The organism is Arthrobacter sp. 2MCAF14, assembly GCF_052115645.1.
Classification (GTDB): Bacteria; Actinomycetota; Actinomycetes; order Actinomycetales; family Micrococcaceae; genus Arthrobacter.
In genome coordinates this window covers 1-17,337 of record NZ_JBFRHB010000028.1, presented here as the reverse complement: position 1 = coordinate 17,337, position 17,337 = coordinate 1, and the positions used below count along the sequence as shown (strand labels likewise).

The following is a 17,337-nucleotide window of genomic DNA, read 5'->3' as shown; positions in this document are numbered from 1 at the left end:
TTGGGTGAAACCTTGACGCCGCCGCTGCCCTGGGTGTATGCATGACGACGTAAGCCCCGGCCGTTGCTCTGGTGGGGTAGCGGCGGGTGGAACTAATCCGGTCTCATGAAGAGAATCGGCGGTAACACCCATGAATGGAACAGCCCTCGACGGACTGCGCGAGCAGCTCCGCGGGCAACTCGTCACTCCAAGTGATCCTGACTATGATTCCGCCCGTGCTGTCTATAACGGCATGATCGACAAGCGCCCGGCAGGGGTCGTGCGTGTGGCCCAGGTAGCGGACGTCATTGCTAGCGTGAATTTTGCCCGGGACAATTCCCTGCCCTTGGCCATCCGCGGCGGCGGCCACAGCGCTCCCGGGTTCGGGACCTGGGACGATGCCCTTGTCATCGATTTCGTCAACCGCACCGGAGTCCGTGTTGACCCCGAAGCCGGTACTGCCCGTGCCGAGGCGGGAACAACCTGGGCAGATTTCAACCACGCCACCCATGCCTTCGGGTTGGCCACCACCGGCGGGATCGTGGGGTCCACCGGCATCGCCGGCCTGACCTTGGGTGGCGGCATCGGCTACCTTGCCCGCAAACACGGCCTGTCCTGTGACAACTTGATCTCCGCTGACGTGGTGACTGCGGACGGCAAGTTCCTGACTGCCAGCGAAAACCGGCACGAGGATCTCTTTTGGGCTTTGCGGGGAGGCGGAGGCAATTTCGGGGTTGTGACGTCGCTGGAATACAAGCTGCACCCGGTGGACATGGTCCACGCTGCGATCATCATCTACGGCATGGAGCATGCTGAGACCGTGGTGAAGTTCTACCGCGACTACATGGACACCGCCCCTGAGGAATTCGGGGCCTTCGTGGGCTTCCACCAAGGGCCGCCCGTACCGTTCCTGCCGGAGGAGTGGCACGGCAAACCGGTCTGCGTGGTCATTGGCATGTGGACCGGTGATCCTGGAGAGGGAGCGGCCCGCTGGCAGCCGTTCCTGGATGTTGCTCCTGTGGCGGGTTCGCTGGTGGGGCCTATGCCGTACCCGGCACTCAACTCGGCATTTGATCCGCTGCTTCCGAAAGGGATGCAGGCATACTGGAAAGCGGATTTCCTCTCCGAGCTCAACGACGGCGCCATTGCGGCCCATCTTGAGTACGGAAGCAAAGTTCCGAGCGTGCAGACGTCCGTCCATGTCTACCCGATCGACGGTGCAGTGCAACTCGTGGGTCAGACGGACACCGCCTTCGTCAACCGCAGCGTCAAGTTCTCTCCGGTGATCGCCTGCATGTGGAACGACCCCGCAGACAACGAGGCGAATATCGACTGGGTCCGCAGTTACGCCGCGGCATTGCGCCCTCACTCCTCGCCGGGCGGTTATATCGGCTTCATGGACGGTGATGATCAGGGCAGGATCAGTGAGAACTACGGGGTCAACTACCGTTTTGAGCGCTCAAAACGACGACAACTGCCAGCCAGTTGGGCGGGACGCAGCGCTGCCTCACGTAGGCTTGTGGGCATGAGGTTTTGCAGCTAATGGGTCACGGCCATTCACACGGACACACAGAGCATTTCGAGCCAAGCCCGCAGGCGCTCGCGGCACGCAAGCGGGCCAACTGGCTCCTCGTAGCCGTGCTGGCTCCTATTGCCGTGCTCACGATCGTTGCCATGCTGCTCATGTGGCCGTCAGGGAGCAAGGAAGGCATCACCTTCGCGAGCCCGTACGCGGCCGCTCCCGGGGTGACGTTTGATACCGGCAAGATCCAAGCCGTCACCCAGGAAAGCTGTACGCAAGGGACCCAGGCATCGGGTACGAACGGTACGAACCAAGGCAGCGGCACACAGCAGCAGGGGTCCCAATGCACCTTCGCGTCCACGCAGCCGGATAACGGTGGCAGCCCCGTAAGAGTGGTCATCAACCCGGATGTCGCAAAGTCCCACGGCGTCAAAGTGGGGGACAGCATCCGCTACCTGAACCTCTCCGGGGCGCAGGGCGCAGCGGCAGGCAACGGCTCGCCGTCGTACGTTTTCCTGGATTTCGTGCGGACCGTTCCCATGGCGCTTCTGGCGATCCTGTATGCCGTGGTGGTCATCGCGGTCGCGCGCTGGCGCGGCTTCAGGGCGCTCCTTGGACTGGCCGGAGCCTACGTGGTGATGGTCAGCTTCATGCTTCCCGGACTGGTGGAAGGCAAGCCGCCGTTGCTCGTGGCATTGGTTGGCTCCACGGCGATCATGATGGGGGTGCTCTATTTCGCCCACGGATTCTCGGCCAAGACCTCCACTGCGTTGCTGGGCACGATCTTCGGCCTCGGCATTACGGCGCTCCTGGCGGCCTGGGCCACGGATGCGGCAAACCTGACCGGGATCGCCACCAGCGAGGGCGCAACGCTCGTGAACATGTCGGACAAGATCTCCCTCTCCGGGATCATCCTGTGCGGGCTGATTATCTCCGGGCTCGGAGTCCTCAACGACGTGACCATCACCCAGTCCGCTGCCGTGTGGGAACTGTACGAGCTGGCGCCGGAAACTGGAGCGCGCAAGCTGTTCAGCTCAGCCATGAGGATCGGCCGGGACCACATCGCCTCCACGGTCTACACCATCGCCTTCGCCTACGCCGGTGCTGCGCTGCCCCTCTTGATCATTGTCATGCTGTACGACCGCCCGCTGGTCGATGCCCTCACCAGTGCCGAGTTGTCCGAGGAAGTCATCCGCACACTGGTGGGCTCCATCGGTCTGGTGCTTGCCATCCCGGTGACCACCTTGATCGCCGTCCTGGTGGTCAAAGCGACCGGTCCGCGGCGGCTCGCGGCCGCCGGCACGGGGGATTCGGCGCAAGCCGACGACGACGGGAAGGTCCGCGACCTTGAAACCGCCGGGTCCACCGATGCCTTCGAATCGTTCGACACCGGCGAGCTTGCCGCCGTTGTCATGACCAGGCGGGCACGCAGGGAAGCCGAGCGCCGCTAGCCCTCGATGACATTTGTCATCCCTCATTGGTGACACACGCCCGGGCACCGGACGTGGATCTCGGCTTTGATGGGTAGTGGAGTAAACCAAAGCCAAGGAGAGTCATGACAACAGCGAGTGTGCCGGCCGTCCACGCCGCCGGACTGCACAAGAGCTTCGGGAAGGTCCATGCCGTCCGCGGTCTGGACCTCACCGTGCAGCCGGGGGAGGTGGTGGCGTTCCTCGGTCCCAACGGGGCGGGCAAGACCACCACCATCGACATGATCCTCGGATTGAGCGCCCCGGACCAGGGAAGCGTTTCCATCTTCGGCCACACTCCGCGGGGAGCCATCGCCCGCGGCCAGGTGGCTGCGGTGATGCAGACCGGCGGCTTGCTGCGGGACATCACCGTGCGCGAGACCGTGCAGCTCAACGCTGCCATGTTCGACTCCTCCCGGCCCGTGGACGAAGTCCTGGCGCGGGCGGGCATCCTGGAGATCGCCGACCGCAAGGTGGAAAAGTGCTCAGGCGGCCAGCAGCAACGGCTGCGCTTCGCCATGGCCCTCGTCTCCGATCCCGGATTGCTGATCCTGGACGAGCCCACTACCGGCATGGATGTCGCGGGACGACGCGACTTCTGGAACGCCATCAGGACCGACGCCCAGCGCGGACGGACCGTCATCTTCGCCACGCATTACCTAGAAGAAGCCGACGCCTACGCGGACAGGATTGTCCTGGTCCGGCAAGGCAGCATCGTGGCGGACGGCACCGCCGCCCAGATCAAGAACCTAGCCTCCGGCCGCACCGTCAAGGCTTCGCTTCCAGTAACAGAGCGCGGACTGCTGGCTGGGATGCCGCCTGTGGAGAGCATGGATTACGACGGCGGCCGCCTCACCGTCCGCACGGGCGACTCGGACGCCGTCGTGCGGTACCTGCTCAATAACACGGGCGCCCACGACGTCGAAGTGGCGGCGAACAACCTCGAGGAGGCCTTCGTGGCCCTCACCGGAGACGATGCCGTACCGGAATCCACGAGCATCACTTTTGAAGGAGACCTCGTATGAGCACGGCAACAGTCGTCCAGGAACGGAAGCCGTCCACCGGCGGGGTCAACCGCACCTTCCTCTGGATCGAGATCAAGCGGATGCTCCGAAACCGTCGGACCATCATTTTCACGGTATTCATGCCGGCCATCTTCTTCTTCATTTTCGGCTTGTCCAACAAGGACAAGCTCCTGCCCAACGGTCACAGCTACGGCCAGTACATCCTCATCAGCCTCACGGTCTATGCTGCGATGACCGCTGCTACGGGCGCCGGTAGCCAAGTGGCGGTGGAACGTGCCCAAGGCTGGAGCCGCCAGCTTCGCCTCACGCCGCTCCTGCCAGGGGCGTATATCGCGGTGAAAGCAATGGCCGCGCTGACGCTGTCCCTCGTCGCCGTCGTGGCCCAATTCGTCATCGGTGCCCTGGCCGGTGTCACCATGGATGCCCAGACCTGGCTGACAGCGGGGCTTGTCGCTTGGCTCGGCTCCCTGGTCTTCGCGGCACTTGGGTTGTTCGTCGGATACCTCATGCCGAGCCAGAACGTCATGCAAATCCTCGGCCCGGCCCTGGCCATCCTTGCCATGCTCGGTGGACTGTTCATGCCGATCGAGATCATGGGGGAGACCTTCGGGAACATCGCCAAGTTCACGCCCGCATACGGGATCGGGCAATTGGCCCGGAGCCCCATCACCGGCGAGTTCGACTGGGCGTGGATCCTCAACGTGCTCATCTGGCTCGTGATCTTCGTGGCCGGGGCTGCCATGGCGTTCCGCCGCGACACGAAACGTGTCTGAACAGGCCGCTAGGGTAGGCACCATGACCAGCAATGCCCGCGGAACCTCCTTCAGGGATGTGATCACCGGAAGCGTGTTCCGCGGCACCGTGTTCACCGGCGCCATGTTCCGCGGTCCCGGGCCACGGGGCTGGTTCGTCGGCGCGGGACTCTCCATCCTGCTCTGGGCCTGGCCGACGTGGAACATCGTGTGGTCCGTGGACGAGCCGCTGGCTTGGAAAATGGCGGCGTCGGCGTCCTTGATCGTGTTCTTCGCGGCCTACGTCTTCCTGCCCCAGATCAGTTGGCGCCCAGGCGTCCGCGCCGGCATCGTGTCTGTCTGCATCCTGCTGGCGCTGAACGGGCTGATGATCTTCATCATCGGAAGGGAAGCCTTGTGGACCTGGACGTTCCTCGCGTGCGCCATCGCCATGACGTCCCTTCCGCCGCGCACGGATTTCTTCCTCATCGTCGCTTTGGCCCTCGTCTCTTTCACCACCCAGCTGGTGACGGGCAACGGGGAGCAGGCCTTGCTCCAGGCCGGGATCATCTTGTCCCTTGGCCTCATGATGTCCGCCTTCGCGCGGCTGATCCGGCAGACAGCACGGCTCCGCGAAGCGCAGACTGAACTGGCTGACGCGGCCGTCGCAGCAGAGCGCAGCCGCGTGGCCCGGGACATGCACGACATCCTGGGGCACTCCCTGACGGTGATCGCCGTGAAGGCTGAGTTGGCCGGCAGGATGCTGGACACCGTCCCCGGCGACTACCCTGCCCGGGACCGGGCAGCCGCCGAAATTTCCGCGGTGCAGGACTTGGCCCGCGGTGCGCTCGCCGACGTCCGGGCCACAGTGGCCGGTTATCGCGGCGTCAACGTCCTTGCGGAGCTCGCCGTCGCCCGGACGGCCTTGGAATCGGCCGGGATCGACGCCGAACTGCCGGGAACCGTGGAACAGGTTCCGGCGCGGCACAGGGAGCTCTTCGGCTGGGTGCTGCGCGAAGGCGTCACCAACGTGGTGCGGCACTCCGGCGCCGCGCGCTGCCGCGTCCGGTTGACGGCGTCGAGCGTTCTGGTGGAGGACGACGGCGTCGGCCAGGCCTCCGGGGGCCGCTCCGGGAACGGACTGGCCGGGATCCGCGAACGCGTGGGTGCCGCCGGGGGAACGGTCACCATTGGCCCGAGTGACCTGGGAGGGTTCAGATTGGCGGTTGAGGTATGAACATCCGATTGGTGATCGCAGACGACCAGGCGCTCGTGCGCGGGGCTCTGGCGGCTTTGCTGGGACTGGAACCGGACATCGAGGTGGTCGCGGAACTGGGGGACGGGACCGGGGTGGCGGCCGCCGTCGTCGAGCACTCCGCCGACGTGGCAATGCTCGACGTCGAGATGCCTGGCCTGGACGGGATCAGCGCGGCTGCGGCCGTGCGGCGGGCCGCGCCGTCGTGCCGGGTCCTCATGGTGACCACCTTCGGACGGCCCGGTTACCTCAAGCGCGCCATGCAGGCCGGAGCCTCCGGATTCGTCGTCAAGGACACGCCGGCGCGGCAATTGGCCGAAGCCGTGCGCCGCGTCCATCAGGGGCTCAGGGTGGTGGACCCCGTGCTCGCGGCGGAATCATTGACCGCGGGAGACAGCCCGCTGACCGAACGCGAGGGCGAGGTGCTCAAGGCAGCGTCCGACGGCGGAACCGTTGCCGATATCGCGAAGTCGGCGATGCTTTCCGAAGGGACCGTGCGGAACTACCTGTCCGCCGCGATGGCCAAGACCGGCGGCCGGACCCGCGCCGAGGCCGTGCGCATCGCCGAGGACAACGGCTGGCTGCTCTAGCGGCCCGGCTCGTACTCGGCCGGTCAGTCGATTTGCCCCGCTTTGAGACAATGGACGGGTGACTGTAGTAGCAACGCCCCCTTCGCCCAAGCTCGAACTGCCCCCGCTGCAGCTCGGCCGGATCACCGTGGACACCCCCGTGATCCTTGCCCCGATGGCCGGGATCACGAACTCGGCCTTCCGCCGGCTGTGCCGTGAATACGGCGGCGGCCTGTACGTCGCGGAGATGGTGACCTCCCGTGCCCTGGTGGAGCGCACGCCGGAATCGTTGCGCATCATCTCCCACGACGACGACGAAAAGGTCCGTTCCGTGCAGCTGTACGGCGTGGACCCTGTCACCGTGGGCCAGGCCGTACGCATGCTCGTCGAGGAAGACCGGGCGGACCACATCGACCTCAACTTCGGCTGTCCCGTGCCCAAGGTCACCCGGCGCGGCGGCGGATCCGCCCTCCCTTGGAAGATCGACCTCTTCACCTCGATCGTCCAGACAGCCGTCAAGGAAGCCTCCAAGGGCGATATCCCGCTGACCATCAAGATGCGCAAGGGCATCGACGAGGACCACCTCACGTACCTCGACGCCGGCCGCATCGCCCGCGATTCCGGCGTTGCCGCCGTCGCGCTCCACGGCCGCACGGCCGCACAGTTCTACTCCGGCCAGGCCGACTGGTCCGCCATCGCACGGCTGCGCGAAGCCCTCCCCGACATTCCCGTCCTGGGCAACGGCGATATCTGGTCCGCCGAAGACGCAGTCCGCATGGTGCGCGAAACCGGGATCGACGGCGTCGTGGTTGGCCGCGGCTGCCAAGGCCGCCCGTGGCTCTTCGGTGACCTCCAGGCCGCGTTTGAAGGAAGCGACGAGCGTCACCGTCCGGGCCTGCGCGAAGTAGCCGACGGCGTCTACCGCCACGCCGAGCTCATGATCGAAACCTTCGGCAACGACGAGTACAAGGCGCTGCGCGAGATCCGCAAGCACATGGCCTGGTACTTCAAGGGCTACGTCGTGGGCGGGGAACTGCGCGCCAAACTGGCCACCGTGCCAACGCTCGAGGTCCTGCGCGAGCTGCTGGACCAACTCGACATGGACCTGCCGTACCCGGGCGTCGACTCGGAGGGCCCGCGAGGACGCGCAGGTTCCCCCAAGAGGCCGGCCTTGCCCAAGGACTGGCTGCTCAGCCGGCAGATGGACGCCGATCAGACGCGCGATATCGCCGCAGCCGAACTCGACGTCTCAGGCGGCTAAAGCGCGGCCCGGGTCGCCGCGTGCACGCGCACGGCCAGAGTCGTGGAAAACTGGCTGCATAGGCACTGGCTGAAGAGACGCCGGTGCACGGCAAGCGGAGGAGGCAGATACCCATGGGAACTGAAGCGATGTCTGCAGCACGCCCGGCCGAAAACGCAACGGGCATTCCGGGCTATGTGGAGGCCGACTCGGCACGCTGGGTCCAGGAACCCCGGAAAAACACCTACCGCTCGGACTTCGAAAGGGACCGGGCAAGGGTGCTGCATTCGTCGGCCCTCCGACGGCTCGGGGCCAAAACCCAAGTTGTGGCCCCGGACACCGACGACTTCGTCCGTACCCGCCTGACGCACAGCCTTGAAGTGGCCCAGGTGGGGCGCGAGTTGGGCCGCGCTCTCGGTTGCGATCCGGATGTTGTGGACACGGCGTGCCTGAGCCACGACCTCGGCCACCCGCCTTTCGGCCACAACGGGGAATCCGCGCTCAACGAGGTAGCCCACGGAATCGGCGGCTTCGAAGGCAACGCCCAGACCCTGCGCCTGCTCACCCGCCTTGAACCCAAGGTCCTTGCTGCCGACGGCCGGCCCGCGGGCCTGAACCTGACCCGCGCGAGCCTTGACGCAGCGTCCAAATACCCGTGGTCCGCCGTCGACGCGCCCGTCATCCACGGACAGCGGAGCAGCAAATTCGGTGCCTATGAAGACGACCTGCCCGTATTCACGTGGCTTCGTGACGGCGCGCCGGGCAACCGCTCCTGCATAGAGGCCCAGGTGATGGACCTGGCTGACGATATCTCCTACTCCGTCCACGACGTTGAGGATGCCATCGTTGCCGGCCACTTCCAGCTCAAGTGGCTGGACAACCCCGACCACCGGGCCCGAGTGGTGGGGTACACCAAGCAGTGGTACCTGCCCCACAACGATCCCGCCGAAATCGATGCCGCTCTGGCCCGACTCGAAGCCACGAGCGTGTGGGTCCGCGAGGCCGATGGCAGCCGCAAGTCGATGGCGGCGCTGAAGGACATGACCAGCCAGCTGATCGGCCGGTTCTGCCAGAGTGCCCTTGAGACCACGCGTGCCCGCTTCGGCCCGGACCACCTCACGCGCTACGGCGCCGAACTCATGGTCGCGGAGGAAACCGTCACGGAGATCGCCGCCATGAAGGGCCTTGCCACCACGTTCGTGATCTCCACCGACCATCGGCAGCCCGTCTATGAGCGGCAGCGCGAAGTCCTGCACGCGTTGGTGGGCGTACTCAACGCGAGCGGAGACCGGCACCTGGAACCGATGTTCGCCGCGGACTGGCGGGACGCCCCCGACGACGGCGCCCGGCTTCGCGTCGTCATCGACCAGGTGGCGTCCCTGACGGACGCATCGGCGCTGGCGATGTACGAACGGCTCGTGGGCAGCCTGCCGTCACTCTGGTAGGCCGCATCGAGTTGTCGGCCCACTCAGGGGCTGCCCACCTGAGCGACTAGGATGGTGACGTGACTGGCCTGATCAAACGTGAAGATATCGACGAAGTACGCCAGCGCACCGATATCAAGGAAGTGGTGGACGGCTACGTCACCCTCAAGGGCGCCGGCCTGGGCACCTTCAAAGGCCTCTGCCCCTTCCACGACGAGCGCTCGCCGTCGTTCACTGTCCGTCCCCAAGTAGGCCGGTACCACTGCTTCGGCTGCGGTGAAGACGGCGACGCCATCTCGTTCGTCCAGAAGATGGACCACTCCTCCTTCCACGAAGCTGTGGAAAAGCTCGCAGCCCGGATTGGCTACGAGCTGCGCTATGAAGACGGCGGCACCGGTCCCAACCGCGAAGAGGTCGGCAAGCGCCAGCGGCTGCTGGATGCCCACAAGATCGCCGACGAATTCTTCCGCGCCCAGCTGCTTACGGCAGGTGCCGCCGAGGGCCGCAACTTCCTCCATGGCCGCGGTTTCGACCGGACCGCAGCCGAGCAGTTCGGCGTCGGCTACGCGCCGCAGGGTTGGGACTCGCTCCTGAAACACCTGCGCGGACGCGGGTTCACGGATGCCGAATTGAAGCTGACGGGAATGTTCTCCGCCGGGGGACCCGGTAATCAGCAGAGAATCTACGACCGCTTCCGCGGCCGGCTCATCTGGCCGATCCGGGACATCGCTGGGGACACCATCGGCTTCGGTGCCCGCAAGCTCTACGAGGACGACCAGGGCCCGAAATACCTGAACACTCCGGAGACCGTTCTCTACAAGAAGTCCCAGGTCCTCTACGGCATCGACCTCGCCAAGCGGAGCATCGCCAAAGACCGGCAACTGGTGGTGGTGGAGGGGTACACGGACGTCATGGCCTGCCACCTTGCCGGAGTCGGTACCGCTGTGGCCACGTGCGGTACGGCTTTCGGTACCGACCACATCAAGATCGCCCGCCGCTTGCTGTCCGACGACGGTACCGGGGGAGAGGTTATCTTCACCTTCGACGGCGACGCCGCCGGCCAGAAAGCGGCATTGCGCGCCTTCGAGGAGGACCAGCGCTTCGTCGCGCAGACTTACGTGGCCGTGGAACCGAGCGGAGCAGACCCCTGTGACTTGCGCCAGCTCAAGGGGGATGCAGCTGTCCGGGACTTGATCGCCACCCGCCGGCCGCTCTTCGAATTCGCGATCCGGGCGTCCCTCAAACGCCATAACCTGGACACCGTGGAAGGCCGCGTCTCAGCCCTGCGGGAATCGGCCCCAGTGGTTGCGCAGATCCGTGATTCGGGCATCCGCCCAGCATATGTCCGCGAGCTGGCAGGCTGGCTCGGCATGCCCATTGAAGAAGTCAGCCGGGCCGTTGGTTTGGCTGCCAAACGCGCTGCTTCTGGCGCGCCGGGTACTGCGGGGGCTGCGAGCACCGCAGGAGCCACGGGGGCCGGGCAAGGCACAACGCCGGGCCAGGCCGGCCAGCCGGCGGCAGCACCGCCGTCGGACGCTCCCATCGCCTTCATGCGCCCGGATCCGAGGGATCCCATTGCCGCCATGGAGCGGCAGGCCCTCGAAGTGGTCATCCAAAACCCCGCCGTCCTGGGTGGCGAAGCTGCGCTCATCGGTGGCGCATGGGAACGGTTTGAAGCCTGCCACTTCGTCACCCCTGCCTACTCAGCCGTGCACACTGCCGTCCGGGCCGCCGGGCTGGCCCACGCGGGTGACCCTGTGGCTTGGGTGGAAGGGATTCGCCGGGAAGTCCCGGAACCGCTCCAAGGCCTGGTCTCCGAGCTTGCAGTCGTTCCGCTGCCGGCCAGCACTCCGGAAGCGCTGCAGCGTTATTGCCGCGACATTTTGGCCCGGCTTTTCGAACTGCAGATCACCAGGGTCAAGGCGGACAAGATGGGCCAATTGCAGCGCCTGGATGCCTCGGCCCAGCCGGAAGAGTTCCAACGCCTCAACCGGGAACTCATGCAGCTGGAAATGCAGCGCCGCGCCCTCCGCATGGATAGCTGAAGCCTTTCCTGCGCCGATTTCGTTTCCCGGCAGCCCTTTGTTAGGCTTGTACACGCTTCATTCCTCCGTAGCTCAATTGGCAGAGCATTCGACTGTTAATCGAAGGGTTACTGGTTCAAGTCCAGTCGGAGGAGCTTTGAGTCGGAATCCCCGTCAGCCGCGTGCTGGCGGGGATTTTTCGTACCCAGCCCGTTCGTGGTCCCGCACCCCCAGGGGTCAACCACTCCCATCTCCGAGGTACCTTTACCAGTTCTCCTTCTTCCATTCGAAGGCGTCCTGCTGCGGGCGGCCCTTGGCGTCCCAGGTCTGGAATCTCCTTTGTAGTTCGGCGGGTAGGGCTGTCATGGACGGTCTCATCTTGGCGGCGCCCCCTCTCAGAAGCGGCGAGTCGGGACCAACCTAGCGCGTGGAACTGACAATCCTCCGCAACGGGGACGGACCAGGTGCTTGCGTGCCGTGCCCGTGCGTGCGGGCCTCTGGCTCGGCGACCCGCCATCATCCTCCTCTGTGCGCGATGAAGGTGAATGTCGCGTTGGCGCGCTCAGTCACCAACGATGTCGGGCTTCAGACGTGGAGGCTAAACCGCGGCATCGCCCCCTTGAATGAATGATGTGCAGCAACCATCTGCGCCCGGGGGGCTGTTTCCAGACTGCCGCGGGGCATAAGCTCCAGGGATGGCTTCAGTCATCGTTTGCAGCGGTCCCCATGATGGTCACGTCTCGCCAATGCTTGGCGTCGCCCGGCAACTAATCGCTCGCGGGCATAGGGTGCGGTTTCTGACCGGCCCCGCATATGCAGATGCGGTTCTGTCCAGTGGAGCTGAGTTTTTGCCGCTGGGTCCGGGTGCTGAATACGCTCCCCAGGCCAGCGCAGCGACGGGCGTCCGCGCTGTGCGCGAGGCTATCCGAGGGCTGGTAATCGACCCGGCGCGCGGCCAATATCTGCCGCTCGCGGCGGCGATCTCCTCCGAGCCGACAGACGCGGTGCTTGCGGAGGTCACTTTTGTCGGGGCCGCAACCCTCGCGAAACTGCCCCGGGAAAAGCGCCCTGCATTCATTGCCTGCGGCATTTTGCCATTGACGCTGTCGAGCCCGGATTGCGCGCCGTACGGTCTGGGGTTGATGCCGGGCCGCGGGCCGGCCTCCCGCCTGAGAAACCGGATCCTGCATTGGCTGGTCGCCAATGTTGTGCTGCGGGACAGCCAGCGGCAGGTTGACGCTCTCATGCGCGAGCTAGTGGGAGTCGGGAAGGACGGTCTGTTCATCCTGGACGGGCCACGAGGCGCCGAACTCATCGCACAGTTCACGGTGGCAGAGTTTGAATACCCGCGATCGGATGCGCCGGACACCCTCCGCTTCTTCGGGCCGATGTCCCGGCACGCTGTTACCGTTAGTGCGAAGCCGGACTGGTGGGGCGATCTCGACGGCTCGTGCCCGGTTATCTACGTGACGCAAGGAACCGTCTCAAACGACGACTTCACAGCCTTGGTCGGCCCTGCTCTCGAAGCGCTTGCCGAGGAGGATGTCATGGTGGTGGTCAGTACCGGCCGGCGCCCCCTGGCTGCGCTTCCGCCGCTCCCTGCCAATGCCCGCGCCGCGGAGTTCCTACCCGACGCCGAACTCATGCCTAAGGTCGCCGTGTACGTCACGAACGGAGGCTACGGAGGCCTTCACTACGCGATGGAACATGGCGTGCCGATTGTGGTTGCAGGGGACACCGAGGACAAGCCCGAGGGAGCCGCCCGGGTGGCGTGGGCCGGTGCCGGAATTAATCTCAGGACCGGCCGGCCGAAACCAGCCGCCATCCGCGATGCGGTGCTAAAGATCCTGAGGGACAGCAAATATGAAGCCGGCAGCCAGCGGATCGGGGCAGCAATTTCAGCTTCGCCAGGTGTGAACGGGCTGATCGACGAAATGGAATCACTCCTGCGCACGTGACGGTTCCTCAGGGCGGACATTTACGAAGTCGTCCGGCGCCAGTTTCTTGACCTGTTCCGCAAACGGAACAGGTCAAGACCGCCATTTCAAGCTGCGATTTAACCGCCAAACGAAGTTAACAGTCACCCCGTGCCCGCCGGGACCCCGCCAAGCCAAGACCACCGTCAACTACGCCCCATGGCCGCTCATCATCACCGGACTGCTCCTCGTCCTAGCGGCCCTCTATGGTTCCTGGCGCACGGTCGCCTTGTCCGGAGAGCCCGCCGCGCCACGGCCCAGGTCTCCGGAAATGAACGCGGAGCCCCGCAGTCGGCTGTAGGTTGACGCTTACGACCTTCCGGTACTTACTGGCGGCGCCGGATGTTGGCGGGGACGGGGACAATGCCTGTAGTAAAGCATGATGATCTGGTGATGCAGGCGCTGCTGCTGGAGGAAATCCAGCAATCGGTGATCGGACTCGACAACACGTGGCGGGTGACCTATTGGAACCATGCCTCCGAACGGCTATACGGTTTCGGGTCCACGGAGGTCCTTGGTCGTAAAATCAGCGAGCTTGGGATCATCGCCGGCCTGGACTTACAGGGACAGGCGGTGGCCCTGCGGGAGATCACGGAGGGGATCGCCGCGGGCCAAGGCTGGGCAGGTGAGTTCTGGATGCAGCACCGAATGGGACGTGGGTTCACGGTGTATGCCACGGTCAGTCCGGTCCGAGGCATAGCTGCCAAGTCGGTCGCGGCGGTGGCTGTGTCCACGGAAATCACCCGGGACATCACTGAGCTGAAACGTCTGCAGGTGGCCGCTGCCGAGCTTGAACGTCTCGTAGCGGCCCAGGAAATGGTTCACATGGGCATTGTCGAACACGACATCGTTTCGAACCGGTGGTCGCACTCAGATGAATATGCCCGGATCTACGGACTGGCTCCGGGCGAACTGGTCTCACGAAAACAGTCCCTGGCCCTGGTCCACCCCGAGGACCTGGAGCTAATCCAGGCGGCGCGGCGGGCGCTTGATTCAGGCACGAAGCGTGTTGAGTACGAGTTCCGCATCATGAGGGCCGACGGCGAGCTTCGGTGGATGCAGTCCCAGGCAAGAATGACCCATGACGCCAATAACGGGGCACCGTTGCGCTTCCTGGCGACGGTCATGGACATCACTGACCGTAAAGACGCCGAACAGGTTCTTGAATGGCAGGCCCGCCACGACGCGTTGACAGGCCTGCCGAACAGATATCTGCTCATCGACGTCCTCCAGGGCTTCTTGGCGCGGGCGTCCCGGCGGGTGGTGGTGATGTTCGTTGACGTCGACCGGTTCAAGCTCGTCAATGACGGCATCGGGCACACCGCCGGGGACGCTCTCTTGATCCTGCTCGGCGAGCGGCTCCGGACTGCCGTCCGCTCGGGCGATACCGTGGGCCGATTCGGTGGCGACGAATTCGTCATTGTCTGCGAGAACCTGGGTATCCGCGACGCCGCCGCTGCTGCGGAACGCATCAGGATGGCGACCCGCCAGCCGTTCAATATTGACGGACGAAGGATCTTCCTCAACGTCAGCGTCGGGATCGCGGTCTCGGGCCCGGGAGATACTGCGGAATCGTTGCTTAACGGCGCGGACACGGCCATGTATGAAGCAAAGGCCGCCGGTGGAGACGGCTCAGTGGTCTATGACTCCCGTACAACCGGGCAGGCAGCCGGGCGCCTGGACCTGCAATCCGACCTGCGCGTGGCTTTGGAACGGGATGAACTGTTCCTGGAATACCAACCCATCATTGAACTGGACACGGAACAAACGGTCGGGTTTGAGGCCCTCTTGCGCTGGCGTCATCGTGAACACGGACTGATAATGCCGGACACGTTCATCCCCATCGCCGAGGAGACAGGCCTCATCCTTCCAATCGGAACCTGGGTGCTCAACGAGGCGCTGGCCCAGGTCCAGCGGTGGCGCTCCAATGTTCCGGGAGCCGGGAACCTCTGGGCCGCAGTGAACATTTCCGCCCGCCAGCTCGTGACCCCCGACTTCCCGGACATCGTGCACACGGCGGCTGTGGCGGCGGGCATCGATCCAGCGGCGGTGAACCTGGAAATCACCGAAACCGTGTTGATGGAGCAACCTGAGCTGCCATCGGAGACCCTCCACCGGCTGCACGACCTCGGTGTCGGGCTTTCCATCGACGACTTCGGCACCGGCTATTCCTCATTGAGTTACATTCAATGGATGTCCGCGCGCACCCTGAAGATCGACCGGTCCTTTATTGAGGTCCTCGACACGGACCCGCAGAGGGCCTCCATCATCGAACTCATCTTAGGCATGGCACGCACCCTCGACCTGGTTGTGATCGCGGAAGGAGTCGAAACCCCCAATCAACTCGCCGAACTTCGACGCCTCGGCGTCCACCATGCCCAGGGCTACCTCTGGAGCAAGCCAATGCCGGCTGACAAAGTCACGGCCTGGCTGACGTGAGCGAAGGGTCCGACTCTCAGCGGGGCGGCCCGGGCTTGAACGTGTAATCCAGTCCGGACCAGCAGGGCGCCGAGCAGTTACCCGAAATCCCCGTCCTCAGTAGAGGGCGGGGATTTTGGCGTCTGGTGCATTTACCTCGTGGTGAGGGTGACGTCGTCGAGGTACATCCAGGTGTCGTCGGCGGGGCTGGCGCCGTCGAGGTGGACGTTGATCCACAGCGTGATGGTCTGTCCCTTATAGGCAGAGAGATCGGCGCTGAACTGGGTCCAGGTGCCGGAGTCACTGCAGAGTTTGAACAGGCTGGCCAGGACCGTGCCGCTCGTGGAGCGGACCTGCGCTTCCATCCAGTCGTACCGGCACGTAGTGCCGTTGCAGGTGTCGTCATTCGTGTGCGGCTGGTACCAGAAGGACAGCGTCGATGTCCCGGTGGCGGGAACCGTGATGGTCTGGGCCACACTGCTGTCACCGAGGGGCTCGTTGCCGGAAGCCAGACCGAGGAGTGCCGAGCCGGTGCCGGTGTGGGCAACGGTGGAGGCCACAGGTGCCCTGACGCCGCCGGTGGCCCAGGCGGTGAGTCCGGATTCGAAGCCGCCGTTGGTGATGGCCGAGGTCGTTGTTCCCGTGGGGGTGACCGGCGTCGATGCCGCGGAGGCAACGGAAGTTCCCACAGCGTTGGTGGCGGTGATGGTGAACGTGTAGGCGGTGCCGTTAGTCAGACCTGTCACGGCTGTGCTCGTGGCCGGGGGTGTACCGGTGACGGTGACCGGGGCCAGGGTCGTGGCACCGGCGTGCGGAGTGACCGCGTAGGAGGTGATCGCGGAGCCGCCGTTGGCCGGGGCCGTCCAGGACACGGCGGCGGAGGCGTTGCCCGCCGTCGCGGTGACCCCGGTCGGGGCGGCGGGTGCCGTGGCCCCGGCGGTGGGGGTGACCGGTGCCGAGGCGGCCGAGGCCGGGGAGGTGCCGATGGCGTTGGTGGCGGTAACGGTGAAGGTGTAGGCGGTGCCGTTGGCCAGTCCGGTGACGTTGGTGCTGGTGGCGGGCGGGTTCCCGGTGACGGTGACCGGGGCCAGGGTGGTGGTTCCGGTGTGCGGGGTGACGGTGTAGGAGGTGATCGGGGAGCCGCCGTTGGCCGGGGCGGTCCAGGACACGGTCGCGGAAGCGTTGCCTGCCGTCGCGGTGACCCCGGTCGGGGCCGAGGGGGCCGTGGGGGTGGTCTGGCTGTTGGTGAGGGTCACGTCGTCCAGGTACATCCAGGTGTCATCTGCCGGGCTGGAGCCGTCGAGGTGGACGTTGAACCAAAGCACGATGGTCTGCCCGTTGTAGGCGGAGAGGTTGGCGCTGAGCTGGGTCCAGGTGCCGGAGTTGCTACTGAGTTTGAATAGGCTGGACAGCGTGGTGCCGGTGGCTGAGCGGACTTGTGCTTCCATCCAGTCGTAGCGGCACGTGGTGCCGTTGCAGGTGTCGTCTGCGGTGTGGGGCTGGTACCAGAAGGACAGGGTGGAGGTCCCTGTAGCGGGCATGGTGGTGGTCTGGGCCAGGCTGCTGTCCCCGAGCGGCTCGGCCCCGGATGCCAGGCCGAGGAGCGCCGAGCCGGTGCCGGTGTGGGCGGTGGTGGAGGCCACGGGTGCCCGGGCCCCGCCGGTGGTCCAGGACGTGAGCCCGGATTCGAACCCGCCGTTGGTGA

The 17,337-nt window shown here is 65.3% G+C and carries 12 protein-coding genes and 1 tRNA gene; 12 read left to right on the top strand and 1 reads right to left on the bottom strand.

Annotation, left to right across the window (positions count from 1 at the left end):
• Positions 1 to 130 precede the first annotated feature (130 nt).
• The 12 genes from AB4074_RS17625 to AB4074_RS17570 all read left to right on the top strand — a co-directional run bounded on the left by AB4074_RS17625 (position 131) and on the right by AB4074_RS17570 (position 15,653).
• Positions 131 to 1,522, top strand: coding sequence for an FAD-binding oxidoreductase (locus tag AB4074_RS17625; RefSeq protein WP_441414559.1), 1,392 nt, complete (start codon positions 131 to 133; stop codon positions 1,520 to 1,522).
• Positions 1,522 to 2,952 (top strand): YibE/F family protein, encoded by a 1,431-nt coding sequence (locus AB4074_RS17620; protein ID WP_441414558.1) that lies wholly within the window; start codon positions 1,522 to 1,524, stop codon positions 2,950 to 2,952. Before AB4074_RS17625 ends, AB4074_RS17620 begins: the two co-directional genes overlap by 1 nt.
• Before the next feature lie 104 nt (positions 2,953 to 3,056).
• Entirely contained in the window at positions 3,057 to 3,995 is a 939-nt protein-coding gene (locus tag AB4074_RS17615) for an ABC transporter ATP-binding protein (protein WP_441414557.1), read from the top strand.
• Positions 3,992 to 4,768 carry an ABC transporter permease gene (locus AB4074_RS17610; RefSeq protein WP_441414556.1) on the top strand — a complete coding sequence of 259 codons (777 nt, stop codon included), beginning with the start codon at positions 3,992 to 3,994 and terminating at the stop codon, positions 4,766 to 4,768. Before AB4074_RS17615 ends, AB4074_RS17610 begins: the two co-directional genes overlap by 4 nt.
• A 22-nt stretch (positions 4,769 to 4,790) precedes the next feature.
• Positions 4,791 to 5,963: a sensor histidine kinase gene (locus tag AB4074_RS17605; protein WP_441414555.1), complete on the top strand. Its 1,173-nt coding sequence runs from the start codon at positions 4,791 to 4,793 to the stop codon at positions 5,961 to 5,963.
• Positions 5,960 to 6,571: a response regulator transcription factor gene (locus tag AB4074_RS17600; RefSeq protein WP_441414554.1), complete on the top strand. Its 612-nt coding sequence runs from the start codon at positions 5,960 to 5,962 to the stop codon at positions 6,569 to 6,571. The genes AB4074_RS17605 and AB4074_RS17600 overlap by 4 nt, the downstream gene beginning before the upstream one ends.
• Before the next feature lie 58 nt (positions 6,572 to 6,629).
• A complete protein-coding gene (dusB, locus tag AB4074_RS17595) occupies positions 6,630 to 7,811 on the top strand; it encodes a tRNA dihydrouridine synthase DusB (protein WP_234750747.1) in 1,182 nt (393 codons plus the stop codon).
• Between the two features lie 113 nt (positions 7,812 to 7,924).
• Positions 7,925 to 9,235, top strand: a complete 1,311-nt coding sequence (locus tag AB4074_RS17590) for a deoxyguanosinetriphosphate triphosphohydrolase (protein WP_441414553.1) — start codon at positions 7,925 to 7,927, stop codon at positions 9,233 to 9,235.
• Positions 9,236 to 9,294: 59 nt separating this feature from the next.
• Positions 9,295 to 11,259: a DNA primase gene (gene dnaG, locus AB4074_RS17585; RefSeq protein WP_441414552.1), complete on the top strand. Its 1,965-nt coding sequence runs from the start codon at positions 9,295 to 9,297 to the stop codon at positions 11,257 to 11,259.
• Positions 11,260 to 11,320: 61 nt separating this feature from the next.
• A tRNA-Asn gene (locus tag AB4074_RS17580) sits at positions 11,321 to 11,393 on the top strand.
• A gap of 693 nt (positions 11,394 to 12,086) precedes the next feature.
• Entirely contained in the window at positions 12,087 to 13,196 is a 1,110-nt protein-coding gene (locus AB4074_RS17575) for a glycosyltransferase (protein WP_441414551.1), read from the top strand.
• A 381-nt stretch (positions 13,197 to 13,577) separates the two neighbouring features.
• The gene (locus AB4074_RS17570) at positions 13,578 to 15,653 is read left to right on the top strand and encodes a sensor domain-containing protein (protein WP_441414550.1); all 2,076 of its coding nucleotides are present in this window, start codon (positions 13,578 to 13,580) and stop codon (positions 15,651 to 15,653) included.
• 131 nt (positions 15,654 to 15,784) lie between these two features.
• Here AB4074_RS17570 and AB4074_RS17565 read toward each other — a convergent pair.
• Positions 15,785 to 17,337: fibronectin type III domain-containing protein (locus AB4074_RS17565; RefSeq protein ID WP_441414549.1), on the bottom strand; the 1,553-nt coding region annotated here is incomplete at its 5' end.